Here is a 19,817-nt window from a genome sequence, read left to right as displayed (position 1 = left end):
AGCAAAGCTAATGGCAAAGGCCCGGCCCTAAAGGAATACCCAAAAGCAAACGAGGTGAGGCAAAATTGGGGATTATCAGAACGTAATTAAAATCTACGACACCACCCTGCGGGATGGTACCCAAGGTGAGGGAGTCAGTTTATCGGCAGAAGATAAGGTGAAAATTGCTCTGCGTTTAGATAAAATGGGTTTCCATTATATCGAAGGGGGCTGGCCTGGTTCCAACCCCAAGGATATGGAGTTTTTTAACCGCATCAAGCAATATACTTTGAAGCAGGCTGTTATCACGGCCTTTGGCAGTACCTGCCGTCCCGGGGTGGTGCCCGAACAGGATGCCAACCTCAACGGCTTGTTAGAGGCGGGGGTGCAGGCTGCGGCCATCTTCGGCAAAACGTGGGATTTTCATGTGACCAAGGCGTTGAATACCACGCTGGAAGAAAACCTGCGCATGGTGCGAGAGTCAGTGGCCTACCTAAAAAGCCATGGCCTTACCGTCTTCTTTGATGCGGAGCACTTTTTTGACGGCTTTAAAGCGAATGCCGATTATGCCTTGGAGGTATTAAAGGCTGCGGCCCAAGGGGGAGCAGCCGCCCTCATTCTGTGCGATACCAATGGCGGCAGTCTACCCCACGAGGTACATGCGGCAGTGAGCCGGGTAGCCAGAGAACTGCCGGAGATAGAACTGGGAATTCATGCCCATAACGACGGTGAAATGGCTGTGGCCAACACCCTTATGGCTGTACAGGCGGGAGCTATCCAGGTACAGGGAACCGTCAATGGGTTGGGGGAGCGCTGTGGCAATGCCAATCTTTGCTCTATCATCCCCAACCTTACCTTAAAAATGGATTACCAAACGGTCCCGCGGGAAAACCTGGCGTATCTTACCGAGCTTTCCCGTTATGTGTATGAACAGGCGAATCTCAATCCCCCGGCTAACCAGGCCTATGTGGGGGAAAGTGCCTTCGCCCACAAGGGTGGTATGCACGTTAGCGCCCTCTTGAAGGAACCTGGCACCTATGAACACCTGGCCCCGGAACTGGTGGGTAACACCCGGCGGGTGCTGATGTCGGAGTTATCGGGTATTTCTAATCTACTCTACAAATATAAAGAGTTGCATCTGGACAAAAGCAGCCCCCAGGGTCGCCAAGTACTGGAACAGCTAAAAAGCATGGAACACCGGGGCTACCAGTTTGAAGCAGCGGAAGGTTCCTTGGAACTGATGCTGCATAAAGCCATGAACGGTTACCAGGAGCCCTTTCAGCTAGCCAGTATGCGTCTGATCTTAGAGATGCGTGAACAGCAGCCGATTCATTCCGAAGCAGTGATCAAACTAAAGGTTGGCGAGGAAATGGTACACACCGCGGCCGAAGGCAACGGACCGGTGAATGCCTTGGACAATGCTTTGCGCAAGGCCTTGGAAACCTTTTATCCGGAAGTGGCCGGTTTGCGGCTCTCGGATTATAAGGTGCGGGTGTTGGAGGAAAAGGCCGGTACCGAAGCCCAAGTTCGCGTACTCATTGAAACGGGCAATGGTAAAAAGACCTGGGGTACCGTGGGCGTATCCACGAACATTATCGAAGCTAGTTGGCAGGCCCTGGCGGACAGTATGTCCTATGGGTTACTGCCGGAAACCCTAAAATAGTCGACACAAGGCAGATTCGGAAAAAGAATTCCGAGTCTGCTTCTTTTTTGCCCCAATTTGTCTGGTAAAAAATGTAATATATGGAGCAGTATACACATATACATGAAGGGGAGTGATTTGACGTTGGGAGGACTCAGGATTGAACAAAGAAATCTGCAAGGTCACTGCAAAAGTGCTATTTTTTATCGTACTCTACGCCTTCGTGATGATTCCCCTTTCTGCAAAGACAGGGCAAATTACCGCAGCCTCCGCTGGCCCGCTCCAGAAGGAAATCAATCAATTTGCCTTTGGTCAATTACTGGAGAAACAGCAGCCCACAACGCAGCCTTCACCACTGGAACCGCCGGCATCTCAACAGCCCGTGTCGCCACAAGTTACCCTGGCTTTGGTGGGCGATATTCTCCTGGATTCCTGGGTGGGCACCGAGATGCTAAAACAGGGTGTGGATTATCCCTGGGCCAAAGTAAAACCAATCCTTAGTGCTGCCGATCTGGCCATTGGCAACCTGGAATCTGCCGTAGGGGTAGGGGGCAGCCCTCTAAAAGGCAAATCCTTCACCTTCCGGGCCAGACCGGAGACCCTACAAGGCGTAGTAAATGCCGGTATTGATGTGGTGAGTCTGGCCAATAACCATGTGCTGGATTACGGCACCACGGCCTTGGAGGAAACCCTGGTAAATTTAGACCAATACGGCATCGCTCGCACCGGAGCGGGTCGCAATATCTACGAAGCTTTGACACCGGCGAGCAAGGAGGTTAACGGTCTTAAAATAGGAGTGCTTTCCTTCAGTCGGGTGGTTCCCTACGGCTGGTGGGTTGCCGGGCATGAACAGCCCGGAGTGGCCAGCGGTTGGGATGAAAAAACCTTGTTGAACACCATTAAACAGTGGGATAGTCAAGTGGATCTATTGCTGGTTGCCATTCACTGGGGCGAGGAACTGGCGGACTACCCGGCCGGGGATCAGGTGAAGCTGGCTAGAACAATGATTGACAGCGGGGCAGATATCATCCTGGGCCATCATTCTCACTGTTTACAAGGGATAGAGGTTTATCATGACAAACCAATTCTCTACAGTATGGGTAATTTTGTTTTTACCTCCAGCAGTTTGAAGGCCCGTACCGGTGCCATCGCCCTGGTGACCATGGACAAAAATGGAATCAAGGGTTTACAGATGATACCGACTCGCTTAGAGCGGGGGCAACCTCAGGTGCTGGAAGGGCAAAGCAAATCGGCAGAACTGGTTCGTCTATTCAATCTCTCGAAACCCTTCGGTACACAAATTGATTCTGAGGGTAAATACTATCGCTAAAGCTCTGTTGTTAAGGTTCGATCCCATGGATCGGCCTTTTTTCAATGTCAGAGAAGGGTATCCTCAATCGGTAGCGAAAATAGTATGTATGTCCAAAAAGTTGGATTGATCTGTCCTTTTGAGAAATACTACAAAATATCTAAAAATAGGGGGAGTGCCGGTTGATGGAACAACTAAAGGCGCTGAACCTTGACATCTTAAATCTTGCCAGTATCCTGGATATTACCCTGGTAACCCTTATTTTTTACCTTTTTATGCGCATCATCCGGGGAACTCGGGCAGTACAGCTTATCAAGGGGTTGGTTGTTCTGTTGGTAGCCACTACCGTAAGTAGTTGGCTGCATTTATATACGGTCAATTGGCTGTTGCAGCAAGTGATGACTGCCTTAGTGGTGGCGTTGCCCATTGTCTTTCATCCAGAACTGAGACGCGCCCTGGAATCACTGGGCCGGGGCAAATTTTTGGCGCGCACCATTAATACACTAAAAGAAGCTGACATCAGTCGGATGACCAATGAAGTGGTACGGGCCGTTACCGTACTGACCAAGAATAAGATGGGAGCACTCATCCTCATCGAGCGGGTTACCGGCTTAGAAGAACATATTGCTACGGGTGTAAAACTGGACGGTATCGTGTCTGCCGAGTTTTTGGTTAATATCTTTATTCCCAAAACTCCTCTGCATGATGGAGCGGTGATTATCCGAGGGGATCGGGTAGCCGCCGCCGCTTGTTTCCTGCCCTTATCAGAGAATCCCTACCTTAGCAAAGAGCTGGGTACCCGCCACCGGGCTGGTATCGGCATTACAGAAGTTTCCGATGCCCTGGCTGTTATTGTCTCGGAAGAAACTGGGGCTATTTCTCTGGCGGTAGACGGAACCCTTGACCGCATGTTGGACGAAGCCACGCTTAAACAAAAATTAACCGATGCCCTGGAGGCAAAGCACCAGGCATCTTTAAGTGGTGTATTTAGGAGGAACGAATCATGATTCGGCTGAAGTGGAGCAACAACTCCATGATGCTGCTATCTGTCCTGCTGGCCGTGTTGCTGTGGGTCTACGTTACTAACGTACAAAACCCCATTAAAGAGCAGGATTTTCGAGTGGCCGTGGATACCCGGGGAGAACTGCCCCAGGGCATTACCATGAGCGGCCTGCCCCAAACCGTTTCTGTGCGGGTACAGGGCAAGAATGCTCAACTTTCCGGCGTGCGTCCTGCGGATTTTCAAGCGGTGGTTGATTTAAGCAACGTCGAAGAGGGCACCAATAGTCTGCCCATTCAAGTAACAACGCCTACTGGTTTACAGATTGTCCATATGAATCCGGCTAGGGCTGATATTGTGGCAGACCGTCTGCTACAAAAACAATTCCCGGTTAAAATCGTACTCAGGGGAGAGCCGGTTAAAGGGTACTCCGCAGCAGAGCCGGTAATACAGCCCAGTGCAGTGATGGTTCGGGGACCGGCCCGCTTACTGAAAGATATCAAAAACGTAGAAGCAACCGTAGATGTTTCCGAAGCCAGCCAAAACATAGAGCAAACTCTGACGGTTTCACTACCCCAGGGTGTTTCATCCGTACCGGATCGAGTAAAGGTATTGGTGCCTGTAACCCGCACCATGCCCTCCCGAACTTTGCAGGTAGTACCCCGCTATATCGGTAACCCGGCGGACCAGTATCAGATCGTACGAATCATCCCCCAGCCAGCCAACGTCCTGGTCTATGCGCCAGTGGAGGTATTGAAGGAGCTGGAAAATATCTCAACGGAACCCATCAGAATTGATGGTATCGCCGAAAATGCAGTAAAGGATGTTCGTTTGTTGTTGCCCGCAGGGGTGGCAGAGATTATCCCGGGGAAAGTGGAAGTGACGATTCAGGTGAAGGCCAAGCAGCCCACCCAGGGCCCGGAACCCACACCAACGCCACCTCCAGTGGATACGGTACCGCCTGAGAAGCCCCAGACTCAGTCAAACCAAAGTAGGTAAAATTACCAAAATTGGACAACTGACGCAGCCTAGGATTGGTTCATACTATGATTGAAATTGACAGCCCAAACGGGGGGAGCTATAATAGCTTTAATTTGGTTAAAATTCCTCGGAACAAGGGGGAAAAGGACATATAATGGCAAAACTATTCGGCACCGACGGTGTGCGCGGGGTAGCGAATACTGAACTTACCGCTGAACTCGCCTTTAAATTGGGGCGGGCTGGCGCCTATGTACTCACGCAGCAAGGACACCCGAAGAAAATCATTATTGGCAGAGACACCCGAATTTCTGGTGACATGTTAGAAGCCGCCTTGGTGGCGGGAATTTGTTCTGTGGGAGTGGATGTTTACAAAGTAGGTGTCTTACCCACACCGGCCATTGCTTATCTCACAAGAAAAACGAAATCCGGGGCGGGGGTCGTTATTTCTGCCTCCCATAACCCGGTGCAGGATAACGGTATCAAATTTTTTGGCCCCAGTGGTTACAAGTTGCCCGATGAACTAGAAGGCAAAATTGAAAAACTGGCTTTGCAGGAAGAGCCGGATATTCCCAAACCCACGGGCGGAGAATTGGGCAGAGTTTACTATGTGGAAGATGCCCTAGACCAGTATGTGGAGTTTGCTAAAAGCACCATCACGACCGATCTTAAGGGACTTAAAATTGTGGTGGACTGTGCCAATGGGGCAGCCTATCAAGTGTCACCCCGGGTACTGACTGAGCTGGGTGCGGAGGTAATTCCCCTTTTCCACCGGCCAGACGGTGTGAACATTAACGCCGGCTGTGGCTCAACTCATCCGGAAGTCCTGATGGAAGAAGTAGTAAAACAGGGTGCAGATTTAGGCTTGGCCCATGATGGAGATGCCGATCGGGTGTTGGCAGTGGATGAGCAGGGTAATTTGGTAGATGGCGATCAAATTATGGTCCTTTGTGCCAAACACCTCAAAAGCAAAGGTCTACTAAGAAAAAATACTACCGTTGTTACCGTTATGAGTAACTTAGGTCTCTATAAGGCACTGGAAAGCAGTGATATCAATGTAGTGGAAACCAAAGTAGGCGACCGCTATGTGTTGGAAAAATTACTGGAAACCGGCGCCCGTTTTGGCGGCGAACAATCTGGCCATATTATTTTTCTTGCCCACAATACCACCGGTGATGGTATAATTACAGCATTGCAAGTGCTGGCAGTGATCAAGGAAACCGGCAAATCCCTAGCCAAACTAGCCGGCCAAATGGAAAGATACCCGCAAATTCTTAAAAACGTGCAAGTAAAAGATAAAACTGCGGTGATGAACAGTCCTATTATGTCCGAAGCCATTCGTCGCTTCGAAAGGGACTTAGCCGGCAAAGGACGCATTTTAGTACGCCCCTCTGGCACCGAACCCTTGGTGCGCATCATGGTAGAGGGCAAAGATATGGCAGAATTACAAACCATTGTGGAAAAAATGTCAGACATCGTGGGCAACATTTAACCGTTGCCCACGTCATAGAATAATATAGTCTGAAAGCTGGCAAGGGAGGTGATGCCTACCAAAGAGCGGTTCGTACAACTAAATATACTAGAAGCGCCAGAACCCCGATGGGGTTGACGAGGAGAGGGAGTATCGAAGATTCGGCGGATGCCCTCCGGCCCAGTTACGGCCGATAACGCAGCATAAAACCCAAGAGGTAACCCTGGGTACAAAAACTGCAGGTAACTAACCAGGCGACATTTGGTTAATGTTAACGCTAAGGTATACTATTGCCTTTTTCGGGTAACTTAAACACTAAAAGAAGCCGTGGCCGGTAAAGGTCACGGCATGACTATTTTTATGAATAAGGAGGTCGACCTATATGTGCGGCGTCGTCGGCTACGTGGGCAGCAAGCCCGCAACACCCATTATTGTTGATGGTTTAAAGAAACTTGAATATAGAGGATACGATTCATCCGGTGTGGCAGTTTTGGATAGGGATGGCTTAAAGGTTGAGAAAAAGAGAGGTAGGCTGGCCGAGTTGGAAAAGGCCCTCACAGGCCGGGAATTGGATGCCACCATCGGCATCGGCCATACCCGCTGGGCTACCCATGGTCGCCCCAGTGATGTCAACGCTCACCCGCATACATCCAACGACGGCAAAATTGCCGTGGTTCATAACGGTATTATCGAGAACTACCTGCAGCTGAGAGAATGGCTGAGCTCCATGGGCCATATCTTTAAATCCGAAACCGATACCGAAGTAATTCCCCATTTGGTTGAGCACTTCTACAAAGGGGATCTTATTGAAGCAGTGCAAAAAACCGTTTCCCACCTGGAAGGCTCCTATGCCATTATGACCATTTCCGTAGATCAGCCCGGACGTATCGTAGCAGTTCGCCAGGATATGCCGATGGTGGTGGGTCTGGGCCAAGGCGAAAACCTGCTGGCTTCGGATATTCCGGCTCTTCTTAAGCATACCCGCCAGTGCTATCTCCTGAATGATGGGGATGTGGTGGAGCTAAAGGCAGACGAAGTGATTATCCGGGATGTTACCGGCAAAGTGGTACAAAAAGAAATCTTCGAAGTTACCTGGGATGCCGAAGAAGCCGAAAAGGGCGGCTATGACCATTTCATGCTCAAGGAAATCCACGAACAGCCCAGAGCCATTCGGGATACTCTAAAAGGTCGTATCTCCCATGCCGGAGATAAAGTCATTTTAGATGAAATTAAAATGACTACCAAAGAAATTCAAAACATTAAGCGTATCGTTATTACCGCTTGCGGCACGGCTTATCATGCCGGTTTGGTAGGTAAATACATTATCGAACAACTGGTTCGCATTCCGGTGGAAGTGGATATCGCCTCCGAGTTCCGCTACCGGGACCCTCTCATTGATGAAGAAACCCTGGTGGTGGTAGTTAGCCAGTCCGGTGAAACCGCCGATACCCTGGCCGCTCTTCGGGAGGCCCGCCGCCGCGGGGCCAGAGTGGTGGCCATTACCAACGTAATTGCCAGCTCAGTAGCCCGGGAAGCAGATGATATCATCTATACCTGGGCCGGCCCGGAAATTTCCGTGGCCTCTACCAAGGCTTACACCACCCAACTGGTGGCCATTTACCTGCTGGCCCTCTACCTGGCCCAGGAACGCAACACCCTGGCTGCCGGTAATATCAAAGAGATTTTAAATGAACTCAAAGCCATCTATAGCAAAGCTCAGGAAGTGCTGGACGGCGAACAGCCGATTAAGGACTTTGCTGAAAAATATTGCAAACACGAAGATGCCTTCTTCATCGGCCGCGGTCTAGACTACGCCGTAGCCCTGGAAGGTTCCTTAAAACTAAAAGAAATTTCCTACATCCACGCCGAAGCCTACGCTGCCGGTGAGTTGAAACACGGCACCTTGGCACTAATCGTGGAAAACATCCCAGTGATCGCGCTAGCCACCCAGCAAAGTCTGTTTGAAAAAATGGTTAGCAACATCAAAGAAGTAAAGGCCAGAGACGCCTCCGTCATCGCCCTGGCTATGGAGGGCCATACCGAAGTAGAAAAAGTAGCAGACCAAGTCATCTACATTCCCAAGACCCACCAAGTCCTGGCACCCATTATCACCGTAATCCCGCTGCAACTACTGGCGTACTATATCTCTGTATACCGTGGTTGTGATGTAGATAAGCCGAGGAATTTGGCGAAAAGTGTGACGGTGGAGTAGGGGAAGGGGTAAGTTTTGTCTGTTTTGTTGAGAAATAAAAATGATGTACAATATATAAAAAAGATATACAAAAAATATTAAAAATATATATTAATTAAAAATGATATTCACCTTATTAACAAAAACTCAAACACACCAACCTGAAAATTAAAGGTGGTGTGTTTTTATTTTGAAATTATTTAATAAGTTAAAGGAAGTTGATTAAGTAAGAAGAATAAGATTTATTTAATATAATGTAAGTGATATTCTGGATATATGTCCAATATTGTCTTTAATGTTAGTTATAATTGCTTTAGCGGAGGATAATTATTTTGGATTTAATGGGTTTTGTAAAAGAAGATAATATGAAGGGATTATTTCCATTACGTACGAACCTTTTTTATATTGAGCATGGAGAAAAGGAACTGAGAAATTTTATTTACAACAAGGTATTTAATCAAAATAACGCTGAAGCCTCATTTCTACCGTTCCCTTCAGTTTATGCTTTAAAAGACAGTTTGCATGTAAGAAAGTCATTACAACTTGATCCTTTAGGTACATTTTATTTCTACGATTTTGTACTTAGAAATTCATCTTTTTTTCAACTGTCTACTGATTCTAAGGCACTGCGTTTTAACTTTGGTTATGGCTTCAAGGGATCAACTACGATAAGTTCCTATAAACAATATCATTCATTTAGAGGAAGAAAATATGAGTTAAAAAAGCAATATAAATATTTTGCAAAAGTAGATATAGCAAATTGTTTTAATAGTTTTTATCACCATGATGTTGTAAGTTTTGTGTCTAATAGCGTTTCACAGCAAGAATCAATACAGTTTGGACAGTTTTTAAGAGAGGGTAATGGGGGTAGGAGTATAAACTGTTTTCCTCAAGGAGTATATCCGGCAAAAGTAGTTGGAAATTTCTTCTTAAAATTTATTGAGGAATCGCGAGAATTATGGAGTCCTGCAATTATTAGATTCCTTGATGATATATTTCTTTTTTCAAATAGCAAAAAAACGTTAGAACAAGACATTATAAGAATTCAAATCATAATAGGTAAGTATGCCCTGAGCCTAAATACAGATAAAACTAAATTTGGTTCCCGTGCCTCAGACTTCGAAGAAAGAAAACTAGATAATATAAAAAAATCTCTTCTTAAGAAAAGAGAAAAAATTAAGAACTATGATGAAGAAGCTCAAGAAGATCAAGTAACAATAGAGCTTAATCCTGATGAAGTTGAATATCTAGTATGGTTAATTCAAGAAAAAAATGTTACTGAGGAGGATGTAGAGCTTGCGCTCTCGTTGCTAAAAGAAGATGAATATCAGGCAAATCGTTTATCAGACTTAGTTTTAACAAAATACCCCGGATTGATAAAAAACTTATATCAACTTGTGAATGAAATTAGGGACGAAGGGCAAATTTGGGAATCAATTACCAATAAACTTAAAACAAAGTTTATCCAGGAATATGAGTTGTTTTGGATTACACGGATGATTATAGATTTATATAAGTTTGATGGACAAAGTGCGGAAATATTACTAAGAATCTTTAACCACCCCTCAGCTACAACTATTGTGAAATCAGCAATTCTTGAGATTACTGAAAACGAATATGGTTTGTTTGAACTAAAGGATACCTACCTAAAGAATTTCCCAAGTGGGATTCAAGCTACCTCTGCCATTGTCGGATTAAGTAAATTAGAAAAGGCAAAGCGAAATCAGATTTATAAGTATGCCGGTAAAGCAAGCCCAACTATGAACGTGTTATGTAATATCGCTTCAAAATATAGCATTTGAGATTGAGGTAAAGGAAACGTAATCTTAAAAATTAAGTTGAATATATAAATTGGATAAGCTATATAGTTAATCACCTAATGTATAATTTGGTAATATGTATGAGAAACAATACTAGGAAAAATTAGCATAGTTTTAAAGAAGTTGAGGTGATTCTAATTGAACTGGATTATCAAAATCTACGACAACAAAATTACCAAATTTATAATTTTAGTGCTTATTGTATTAAATTTATTATTTCTAGTTCATTATGTATCGATATTTACTAAAAGATTCTTAGATGATAAGGAAACATTTTATTGGTTATTTAGCTCCTCTGCTCAAACAATCGCAGCATTTGTGGCTTTTTTAGTAACTGGTTACTCCTTAGTTAACTCAATTATGGATAATCTCCAACAAAAGGACGAAAGTCTAGAAGAAATCCATTTAGACTTAAAAAATCAATATTACTTTAGGATTAAAACTCTATCTACTATAACCGGCTTAGCCATTATATTTAGTTTAGCAATGGTATTATTAAGTGGTATAAATTTTAATCTCAAACATGATTTGATAGTTATCACAAGTTTATTAAATCTTATCGCTATTGTAACTGGAATATGGTTTGTAATTTCAATAATTGACCCGAACAAATACAGCAAAACTGCTAAGAAATTAATTGAAGAGAAAGGTTTTGAAACTACAGGTGAAGTTGTTGCACCCGAAATCTTTTTTACAAAGTTTGTAGACCTAGAGAACTCTATTAGAAGTCTACTTGAATCAAGAAAAATTTTGGTTAAGTCCAAAGTAAGGTTTCCAGGATATAGAGATATGATTAATGAGTTACTTTATAACCAAGTGATTACTGCCGATCTACATAACATGTTACTTAAAATAGGTCAGATGAGGAATTTAGTTTTTCATGGTCATTTGAAAAGTGTTGATAAAGGTACTCTTCGTCAACTCGAAATTGTTTTGGGAAAAATCAACCAATTACTGGATAAGATAGTATTAACTTCAGATAATTTTTAGACTGGATAATTTGATGTAATAGACTGTAAAATCCAAGTAAAAATCTACAAATTCTAATACCTCAGTTTATATATAAAAACCGTACAATAAAAACAATAAATCGTTAAAAATGTCACGTTTTGGGTTATTATATTGTAAATAACCAAAAGGTGGCATTTTTTATGGCAAAATATACCTGGGATGAGCAACGATACAAAAGGTATCTAAGAGAGGGGCGTGGACAAGGTGAGGGTAAAAATTATAAGCCTTGGATAAAAGTACAAGACTTTCCTTCCAAAGGTTGGTCTACTAAGGCACCTGGATGGAAGAGTAATCGACTACATCACTTTATGTCACAGCTTGAATTGCAGTATTTCTATTTGTTAGAGTGGTCCGATGTTGTTATAGATATAAGGGAACAGTACCCATTGCTGGATTTTTCGGAGACAGAAAAAATTTCTGAAGAACTGGGAATTAAGTATCCAACAGATCGGGAAACAGGGTTTCCAATTGTGTCAACAACTGATTTTTTAATAACGGTATTGTCAAATGGTAATAAAGTAAATATCGCAAGGACAGTAAAACCATCAACTGAGTTAGATAAGAGAAGAGTAATCGAAAAATTTGAGATTGAACGGCGGTACTGGGCAGCAAGGAATATTAACTGGGGTATTGTTACTGAAAAAGAAATTCCTTTGACTATGGTCAAAAATGTGGAATGGCTACATGATGCTCACCAATTAGTATCGACTTGCAGGTCAGATATACAAGAGTTAACATATGTCACGGCAGTTCTTAAGGAACGTTTGAGTGAGCGAATAAAACCGACCCATGAGATTTTAAGAGAACTTGACCATCAAATGAAATTAGAAAAGGGAACTTCGCTTTATGTACTTAAACATCTTATTGCTCAAAAGCAAATTATTGTTGATATGAGTAAGGAGCTTAAGATAGGTCAAATTGTAGTGGAAGAGGTAATTGTTAATCCTCAATATGGGGTGATGACATCTTGAATTCCATTCTTGCAGTAAATGAGCTAATCAAATGGGGAGATGACGATGACGGTAGCAATATCGTGGAAAGAATACTCTGGATTGACGAAGGTAATGTAATTGCGTACTTAATTGATATTCAAAGTGAAACTGGGTTTCCTAGAATAAAAACAATATCGGAAATATTAGATTCTCTTGAGAATGGTATAGCAACAAAGCTTACTGCTGATCCTACGATAAAACTAGCCAGTGAGGATGACCTAAACGAAAAAGATAGGGAAATCCGTAATAAGGCATGGTCTGTTATAGGTTCGTTAGTAGAAAATGAACCCAAAATCTATCGAAGAGAACTCCGGGGGCCGTTAGTAAAGAAAGTAGCTAGGGAATTCAGTGTAACAGAAAAAACTATTTATAAATATCTAAGAAGGTATTGGCAGAGGGGAAAAAATAAGAATGCATTGCTGCCCGATTACGACAAGTCGGGAGGACGTGGTAAACCTAAAAAAGCTGGTGAAAAGAAGAGAGGTAGGCCTAGGAAAAACGCTCCATTTATTGGTGAGGGAGTAAATGTAGATGAGGAGACTAAAAAGATCTTCCGTATAGCCATAAATAGATATTACCACACAGGAAAAGAAAATACCCTAGTAGAGACATATAAACAGATGATCAGGGAATTTTATGTCGATGATGTAAGGTATGTGAACGGTGTTGAAAAACCACTGTTAAAGCCAGCTAGCCAGTTACCAACACTTACTCAATTCAAATATTGGCACGAAAAGGAACAAGATATCAAGAAAGAAACTATAGCTAGAAAGAGCTCAAAGAAATATGAACTTGAGCATAGACCGGTTCTAGGAAGTTCCATGGGAGGTTTAATCGGCCCAGGCTCAGTTTTCCAGATAGATGCAACAGTTTGCGATGTATATCTAGTTTCAAGGTATAATCGGGACTGGATTATTGGCCGACCGGTAGTTTACGTACTTATAGATGTCTCTAGTCGATTAATAACGGGGTTGTATGTTGGCTTGGAAGGAACCTTCGTGGTTAGGTGCCATGATGGCGTTGATAAATGCTTCTTCTGACAAAGTTAAATTTTGTAAAGAATATGAGATTGACATCAGAGAAAGTGACTGGCCCTGCTGTCATGTTCCACAAATGATAGTAGCAGATAGAGGTGAGATGATAGGAAAGAACGCGGAATCCTTTGCTAATACTCTAAATATACAGATTAAATATGCACCACCATATCGCGCTGATTGGAAAGGAATAGTAGAGCAACATTTTCGGGTCATTCAACAGAGAGTAAAGCCCTTCCTGCCAGGGTATGTGGATAAGGACTTCCGGGAAAGAGGGGTAAGAGACTATCGGCTGGATGCAAAGTTAGACATATATCAATTTACCCAAATAATAATTAAGTGCATTATTTACCATAATACTAAACATTTTTTAACAACATATTCGAGGGATGAAATGATGGTTGCTGACGAAGTTAAGCCAGTACCAGTGGAACTATGGAAATGGGGTATTGCCAATCGTTCAGGTTCCTTAAGATATTACCCGGAGGACATTGTTAAACTAAGCCTAATGCCAAAGGATACTGCCCGGGTTACTCATAAAGGAATTATTTATAAAAAATTACACTATAGTTGTGATAAAGCCATTAGAGAGATGTGGTTTGACAGAGCAAGAAGGAAGACATGGAAAGTAGATATTTCCTACGACCCAAGAAATTTAAATTCAATATACATCCGAGATACAGAGGATCAAACATTTTATGAAAAATGCTACCTACTTGATTCTCAAAGTCGCTACTTTGAAAAGACTCTTGATGAGATAAAATATCTTATGGAATACGAGAAACTTGAGGAACAGAAATCAGCCTACATTAACCTCCAATCCGAGTCCGATTTAAAATCTGACATAGAGAGTATTGTTAGACAGGCAGAAGATATGACAAAAATGGTAAGTAGCAATACTGTAAGTAATTCCAGCAAGGTGAAAGGTATTCAAAAGAATCGTCAGGTTGAAAAGGAAATTAATCGAGAAAAAGAGGCATTTGAATTAGGCAAGAACGAACCTTCAAAAAATAAGTCGATTTCAAATAAGGATAAAATGAAAACTGATAATGATGCTCGCTTTGAACTATTAAAGAGGAAGCAGAGGGAAAGGATGCATGGAAAAGGAGAGCAAACAACAACAGATTGAAGATGGAAATATTAGAAAAGCGATATATAGTGAACAAATTCTGGATGATTACAAAGGCAATCCTTTAATTGAGGCTCTACCCCCTATATTTTCAGAGGAGCAAGTTGTTGATTGCCTAACCCGCCTACCAAGTTATAATTCTGGAGAACGGGAACTGGATGCCCATTATCGGTATCATTGCGTTAATAGACTGTTTAGCTATTTTGAACCATTGGAACGTCATATAGATTTAGAACAAAGATTTTCCAGATTAATAAGGCAGGGGTACTTAGGACGAAATCCTTTGAATCCCCAATATGCTACCCGACTTCAGCATGGTTACCGAATAATTAAAAGTGGCGGATATGATATTTTTGATGACGTTGGACTGGGAACTACATCCTCAGGTTTTACAATCATTGGAATTTCCGGTATGGGCAAAACAACTGCCGTAAATAGGGTGTTACAACTTTATCCTCGGGTTATTGTTCATTCAAATTATAAGGGAATAAACCTAAGTCTCTATCAATTAACATGGTTAAAATTAGACTGCCCATTTGACGGATCTTTAAAAGGGCTATGTTTTAACTTTTTCGAGACTATTGATAAGATTATAGGAACAAATTACTTTAGAAAATTTGGCTCTCCCCGAAATTCTGTTGAATTTTTATTATCTAGGATGGCCCAAATTGCAAGTGCTCACTGTCTTGGTATGTTAATAATTGATGAAATTCAACACTTGAGTCTAGCCAAGAGTGGTGGCTCTGATAAAATGCTTAACTTCTTTGTTACATTGGTAAACACAATCGGTGTCCCAGTAGTGTTAATCGGAACCACTAAAGCACTGTCTGTGGTTCAAGGAGAGTTCCGGCAGGCCAGGAGGGGCAGTGGTCAAGGGGATAATGATTGGTCTAGATTTAAAAGGCATGGGGAATGGGACCTTTTAGTTGAGGGAATGTGGGGCTACCAATGGACAAAAGAGATATCTCCTCTAACAGATGAAATTATAGAGGTTTTTTACTACGAGAGTCAGGGTATTATTGATATTGCTATTAAACTATTTATTTTATCCCAATGGAGAGCGATTACCCACGGTGAAGAAGTGATCACAGCAGAGACAATACGAACCGTAGCTGAAGATAGTTTAAAGCTTGTTAAACCCATGATAGATGCTTTAAAATCGGGCGACCCTAAGAAGATTGCCAAATATGATGACATTCGACCAATAGATATGGAATCTTTCTATGAAGACTATTCAACAAAGCTTGAAAGTAGAAAACATACCCGGTCTAACAATCCTAAGGAGCAGTTTATTAGGGAAATTAGCTTAAGGCTTACTAGCGTTGGAATTGGTTCTCAAGTGGCAAGGGAATCAGCACGTAAAGTTGTAGAACGAGGTGAATGTGATGGTGACATCATATTAGCCACTAATGCAGCTCTTGCTTTGGCATTACCAACAGGAACCGTGAAATCTAAGCCAGATAGAAAGAAGAATGAACCAAATGACTTAGAAGATCTCAGATTGATTGTAAAAAATGGCAGGGAACTAAAAAAATCCGCATATGAGTCCTTGCGAGAGATGGGGTATATAAAATCACCATTAGGGGAATTTATCGAAGCAATCTAAAAAGTAGCCTAGGCTTTTTTCCTACCCCTTATCCGGATGAAATATTATATAGTGTTTTTGCACGTTATCACATCAGAAGTGGTAATACAAGTCCTAAGGCGACTCTTCGAGATCTTTTTGGCAATACAAATGCAACTGCAATACTTGACTTGCCTTGCAATATAGAAAATCTTATTAGCAATATGCCAGCATGTTGGAATTATGGTGCCGATGAATTAATTTACAAACATTCCTTGTACCCCTTTTACTCACCATTCTTGCCAGAAGAACGAGCTACTCGTTTACTATTGCTCATGATGGGTTCCTATGGTGGATCTGCCCATGCTATGACTGGCATCTTAGCTAGTACGGTTGTTACACCAAGGTATTTGCGCTTTTGTCCTAGTTGTTTGACAGAAGATAAATCAAGTTATGGTGAACTATATTGGCATCGCTTGCACCAAGTACCAGGGGTGATAGTATGTCCACATCATGGCCATTTTTTATTAGATAGTTCTGTTTCGGTTCACGGGCAAAACAAACATGAATTTATTTCTTCTAGCAAAGAGAACTGTCAAAATTACAATGTAAGAACCTGTTTCGATAAAAATGTGTTCCCAAAATTTATTGATTTGGCTTTAGATATTCGGCAGCTGTTAAATATGAAGGGCGTAAATATAGAAACAGCTAATCTTAAGGAACTTTATCTCTCAAAATTAAAGGACAGGGGTTTGGCTACTTCGACCGGCAGAGTCTACCAGGAGGATTTAGCAAAAGAATTTGTCTCTTTTTATGGGATAGAATTTTTAAGGACTGTATATTCACCTGTTAAATATCATGACCCAAATTGTTGGCTAGCTGCCATTGTTCGTAAGCATAGAAAATCTTTTCATCCTATAAGACATCTATTGATGATCAAATTTCTAGGCGGATCCATTAAATGGTTAAAAGGTTTTGAATTCAGGCTCAATCCCTTCGGTCTGGGGCCTTGGCCTTGTTTAAATGCTGCTGCTAGACATTATTTAGAACCTATGGTAAGCGAAATAGCTTTAAGCCATTGTGCTGATACAAAGAGGCCCGTAGGAACGTTTACTTGCTCTTGTGGTTTTGTATATTCACGTCGAGGACCGGACCAAAGGCCTGAAGATCGCCATAAGATTGGACGTATTAAAGCATTTGGTATTGTATGGGAACAACGTTTAAAAGAGTTGGTGGAGCAAGAGAAACTCAGTTTACGAGAAGTAGCCCGTAGGCTAAAGGTAGATCCAATGACAGTAAAGAAGTATGCAGGTATATTGGGGTTAACTTACCATTGGAAGACCAAAACAACGGAATCACTAAACCCTGTTCGGATTACAAAAAATGATCAAGAAGATAAAAGAGACAAGTATAGAAAAGATTGGTATGAGTTGCGGCGGCACCATAATCAAGCATCAAAGACTGAATTAAGAAAATTGGCGCCCCGTACTTATATATGGCTATACAGACACGATAAAGAATGGCTGAATCAAAATTCGCCGTACTTTAGAGCTAATAAGCAGGAGAACATGAGAGTAAATTGGCTAGAGAGAGATAAAGAAGTCCTGTTAAAAGTCAAAAAAGCAGTAAGTAGGATTAAAGTGTTAGATGATAAGCCTGTTAGAATTTCTATCAGCAGGATTGGTAAATTGAGTGGAACACTAAGTTTGTTAGAGAAACACCTTGATAAAATGCCACTTACAAAAGAGTTCTTAAAGAACAATTACGATACTACTGAAGAATATCAGATTCGTAGGATTAAATGGGCCGTTCGGAAAATCAACTTGGCAGGAGAACAACCCAAAGCATGGAAAGTATCGAGAATGTCTGGACTAAGGCCGGAATTTTCGCATAAGTTACGTTCGGATATTGAACAAAGTATAGATGTTTGTATTAAACGGGATTGGGTGGAATATGGGTGTTTAAACTTAGAGATTGGCCCTTTGGGCCTGGAGAGCTATCAACAGTAAGGTGGATAAAGTCGCCATATAGTAACGAAAAAAATGAATGGATTTTACCAGTAGTTTTTCAAGGAGAAAAAACAATATAGCCCAGGTTGATACTCAATGGGGGTCAATTCTTCTCTTGCGAAATGGACAGATATACCAGGATGGGAAGCCATTTGAAGTATCAAAAGATGGGTCAGTACTAATTCTTGATATAGAAGATGCTTCAATAGGATGCTTATGTAAGGCCTCCGAGCTAAGTAGCTTTTTGCCAGGAGGTATCCTTAATATAGAAAGTGAACACTGTTGGACGTTTGAAAGCAGAGGATTCAAGGTATTTATTCCTTGTATTGAGATAGTTAGATCCTTTTTTACGCCAAATAAAACTATGGCTAATGCTTTACTTACCCCATACGGCTTGGATGATATAGCAAGTTTCAGGATTTATACTGAACAGATATCTATTGATATAAAAAGTACAGTTCCAAAGCAGGTTGTTGATTCGTCATTTGCAAAGTATCTTGCATGGCTAAAGATTAATCAGTTAGCCTTTGAAGAGTGGAATAGTGTTTTTAGAGAGCTCCTTCCAAAAGGAGCTATAAATGAAATGATGATAACGCCTTTATTTGATGATTCAGGCGAACCATTAAATAAAGATAATAGGGTGAAAGCCGGATTTCCTGTATCTGGACCATCTAAATTACAAGTGCGTGCTATTGTAAATGAAGATAGAATTTTTGTTCTAGAGATTCTGCGTGTGGGTGATTTGAGCTTACCATTTAATAAAGTAATTTTTAATCATAGTTCATTTAAGGCGAAGAAAAATACAACGGGCGATTCTAAAAATCAAATAAAGAGAAACGTAAAAAGACGAAAAAGGATCAGAGATAAAAAAGATCTAATTAATATAAGCCCAACTTCACTATCTAAAACAGTGATTTTGGATTCTACTCCCACGGTTTTTGTTTTTAGTGGGGAACTAACGATAAGTACAACCTCAGATTATGTGCCTAGGTACGTAGAAAACTGCCGTATGAATACAGACCAATAAATGATAAAGAAAGAAAAGTTGATAGAGCATCTGTGTATGGAAATAAAACTCAAAATATCTTCTCTACTGGTGAAATTTTTTTTGACGGAGATTCAAAGGTTGTTCCCGTAGAAGTTCAAGGAGTAAGAGCTGTTCATGGAGTTTTTAGTGATAGTTTCAAAGATTTTTTTAACATGCTTAATGCATTAGAAAGAATAGAGAACCGTTTAATAGTGGGAGAGCCAAAAATAATGCAACTCCCAGGTTTAAGGGGTATTGCTAAAAAGAAAGAGGATGGTACACCTCGCCAATGTATATTGGTACCATTGAATTTTACATTGGTAGAGTTTAACCGATTATATATATTGGAAGTTGAACGTTCTCCTAAGACTAGTTTATCCACATTATTAATATGGCCACGGGAGCAAGAACTTTTTAATAAAGACACCTTAAACATACTAATTGAGAACTTACTACGAAAATTGATAAAGAACAATGGACATTGGCAGAAGTCAGACATAACAAAAAACCCAATAGTTAAAATTGTTACTGTTAAGCATATAGACGATTGGGAACCAATAGATTGGGCAGAAATAATAATGAGTAAAATATTATGTTAGAATCCCGGGTTATTGAAATGTGAATTTTTGAGCAAATTGGGATATAAAATACTTAGTCAAGG

At 41.8% G+C, this 19,817-nt stretch carries 15 protein-coding genes; all 15 read left to right on the top strand.

Annotated elements, in window-relative coordinates:
- The first annotated feature begins 91 nt into the window (after positions 1 to 91).
- The 15 genes from cimA to BUA78_RS04870 all read left to right on the top strand — a co-directional run bounded on the left by cimA (position 92) and on the right by BUA78_RS04870 (position 19,755).
- On the top strand, positions 92 to 1,642 hold the full coding sequence (gene cimA, locus BUA78_RS04935; RefSeq protein ID WP_072911461.1) for a citramalate synthase: 1,551 nt from the start codon (positions 92 to 94) through the stop codon (positions 1,640 to 1,642).
- Between the two features lie 139 nt (positions 1,643 to 1,781).
- Positions 1,782 to 2,951, top strand: coding sequence for a CapA family protein (locus BUA78_RS04930; protein ID WP_084082311.1), 1,170 nt, complete (start codon positions 1,782 to 1,784; stop codon positions 2,949 to 2,951).
- 161 nt (positions 2,952 to 3,112) lie between these two features.
- Positions 3,113 to 3,937, top strand: a complete 825-nt coding sequence (gene cdaA, locus BUA78_RS04925) for a diadenylate cyclase CdaA (RefSeq protein ID WP_072911458.1) — start codon at positions 3,113 to 3,115, stop codon at positions 3,935 to 3,937.
- Positions 3,934 to 4,929, top strand: coding sequence for a CdaR family protein (locus BUA78_RS04920; protein ID WP_072911456.1), 996 nt, complete (start codon positions 3,934 to 3,936; stop codon positions 4,927 to 4,929). The genes cdaA and BUA78_RS04920 overlap by 4 nt, the downstream gene beginning before the upstream one ends.
- Positions 4,930 to 5,065: 136 nt before the next feature.
- Entirely contained in the window at positions 5,066 to 6,400 is a 1,335-nt protein-coding gene (gene glmM, locus BUA78_RS04915; RefSeq protein ID WP_072911453.1) for a phosphoglucosamine mutase, read from the top strand.
- Positions 6,401 to 6,761: 361 nt separating this feature from the next.
- Positions 6,762 to 8,591, top strand: a complete 1,830-nt coding sequence (gene glmS, locus BUA78_RS04910; RefSeq protein WP_072911451.1) for a glutamine--fructose-6-phosphate transaminase (isomerizing) — start codon at positions 6,762 to 6,764, stop codon at positions 8,589 to 8,591.
- 320 nt (positions 8,592 to 8,911) lie between these two features.
- Positions 8,912 to 10,372: an antiviral reverse transcriptase Drt5 gene (gene drt5 / locus BUA78_RS04905; RefSeq protein ID WP_238456730.1), complete on the top strand. Its 1,461-nt coding sequence runs from the start codon at positions 8,912 to 8,914 to the stop codon at positions 10,370 to 10,372.
- A gap of 156 nt (positions 10,373 to 10,528) precedes the next feature.
- The gene (locus BUA78_RS04900; protein WP_072911446.1) at positions 10,529 to 11,380 is read left to right on the top strand and encodes a hypothetical protein; all 852 of its coding nucleotides are present in this window, start codon (positions 10,529 to 10,531) and stop codon (positions 11,378 to 11,380) included.
- Between the two features lie 161 nt (positions 11,381 to 11,541).
- Positions 11,542 to 12,372 (top strand): heteromeric transposase endonuclease subunit TnsA, encoded by an 831-nt coding sequence (locus BUA78_RS04895; RefSeq protein WP_072911443.1) that lies wholly within the window; start codon positions 11,542 to 11,544, stop codon positions 12,370 to 12,372.
- Entirely contained in the window at positions 12,369 to 13,433 is a 1,065-nt protein-coding gene (locus tag BUA78_RS20595) for a hypothetical protein (protein ID WP_238456726.1), read from the top strand. Before BUA78_RS04895 ends, BUA78_RS20595 begins: the two co-directional genes overlap by 4 nt.
- Positions 13,372 to 14,556 (top strand): Mu transposase C-terminal domain-containing protein, encoded by a 1,185-nt coding sequence (locus BUA78_RS20590; RefSeq protein WP_238456725.1) that lies wholly within the window; start codon positions 13,372 to 13,374, stop codon positions 14,554 to 14,556. The genes BUA78_RS20595 and BUA78_RS20590 overlap by 62 nt, the downstream gene beginning before the upstream one ends.
- Positions 14,525 to 16,162, top strand: coding sequence for an ATP-binding protein (locus BUA78_RS04885; RefSeq protein WP_072911440.1), 1,638 nt, complete (start codon positions 14,525 to 14,527; stop codon positions 16,160 to 16,162). The genes BUA78_RS20590 and BUA78_RS04885 overlap by 32 nt, the downstream gene beginning before the upstream one ends.
- Complete coding sequence (locus tag BUA78_RS04880) at positions 16,129 to 18,129, top strand: TnsD family transposase (protein WP_338011604.1); 2,001 nt, start codon at positions 16,129 to 16,131, stop codon at positions 18,127 to 18,129. Before BUA78_RS04885 ends, BUA78_RS04880 begins: the two co-directional genes overlap by 34 nt.
- 115 nt (positions 18,130 to 18,244) lie before the next feature.
- On the top strand, positions 18,245 to 19,156 hold the full coding sequence (locus tag BUA78_RS04875) for a hypothetical protein (RefSeq protein ID WP_139257249.1): 912 nt from the start codon (positions 18,245 to 18,247) through the stop codon (positions 19,154 to 19,156).
- Between the two features lie 32 nt (positions 19,157 to 19,188).
- Positions 19,189 to 19,755, top strand: a complete 567-nt coding sequence (locus tag BUA78_RS04870; protein ID WP_072911433.1) for a Tn7-like element transposition protein TnsE — start codon at positions 19,189 to 19,191, stop codon at positions 19,753 to 19,755.
- Positions 19,756 to 19,817: the final 62 nt, after the last annotated feature.

It is taken from the genome of Desulforamulus aeronauticus DSM 10349 (assembly GCF_900142375.1).
GTDB lineage: Bacteria > Bacillota > Desulfotomaculia > Desulfotomaculales > Desulfotomaculaceae > Desulfotomaculum > Desulfotomaculum aeronauticum.
Note: the sequence above shows the minus strand (reverse complement) of the source record. Positions and strands in the feature narration are given on the sequence as shown.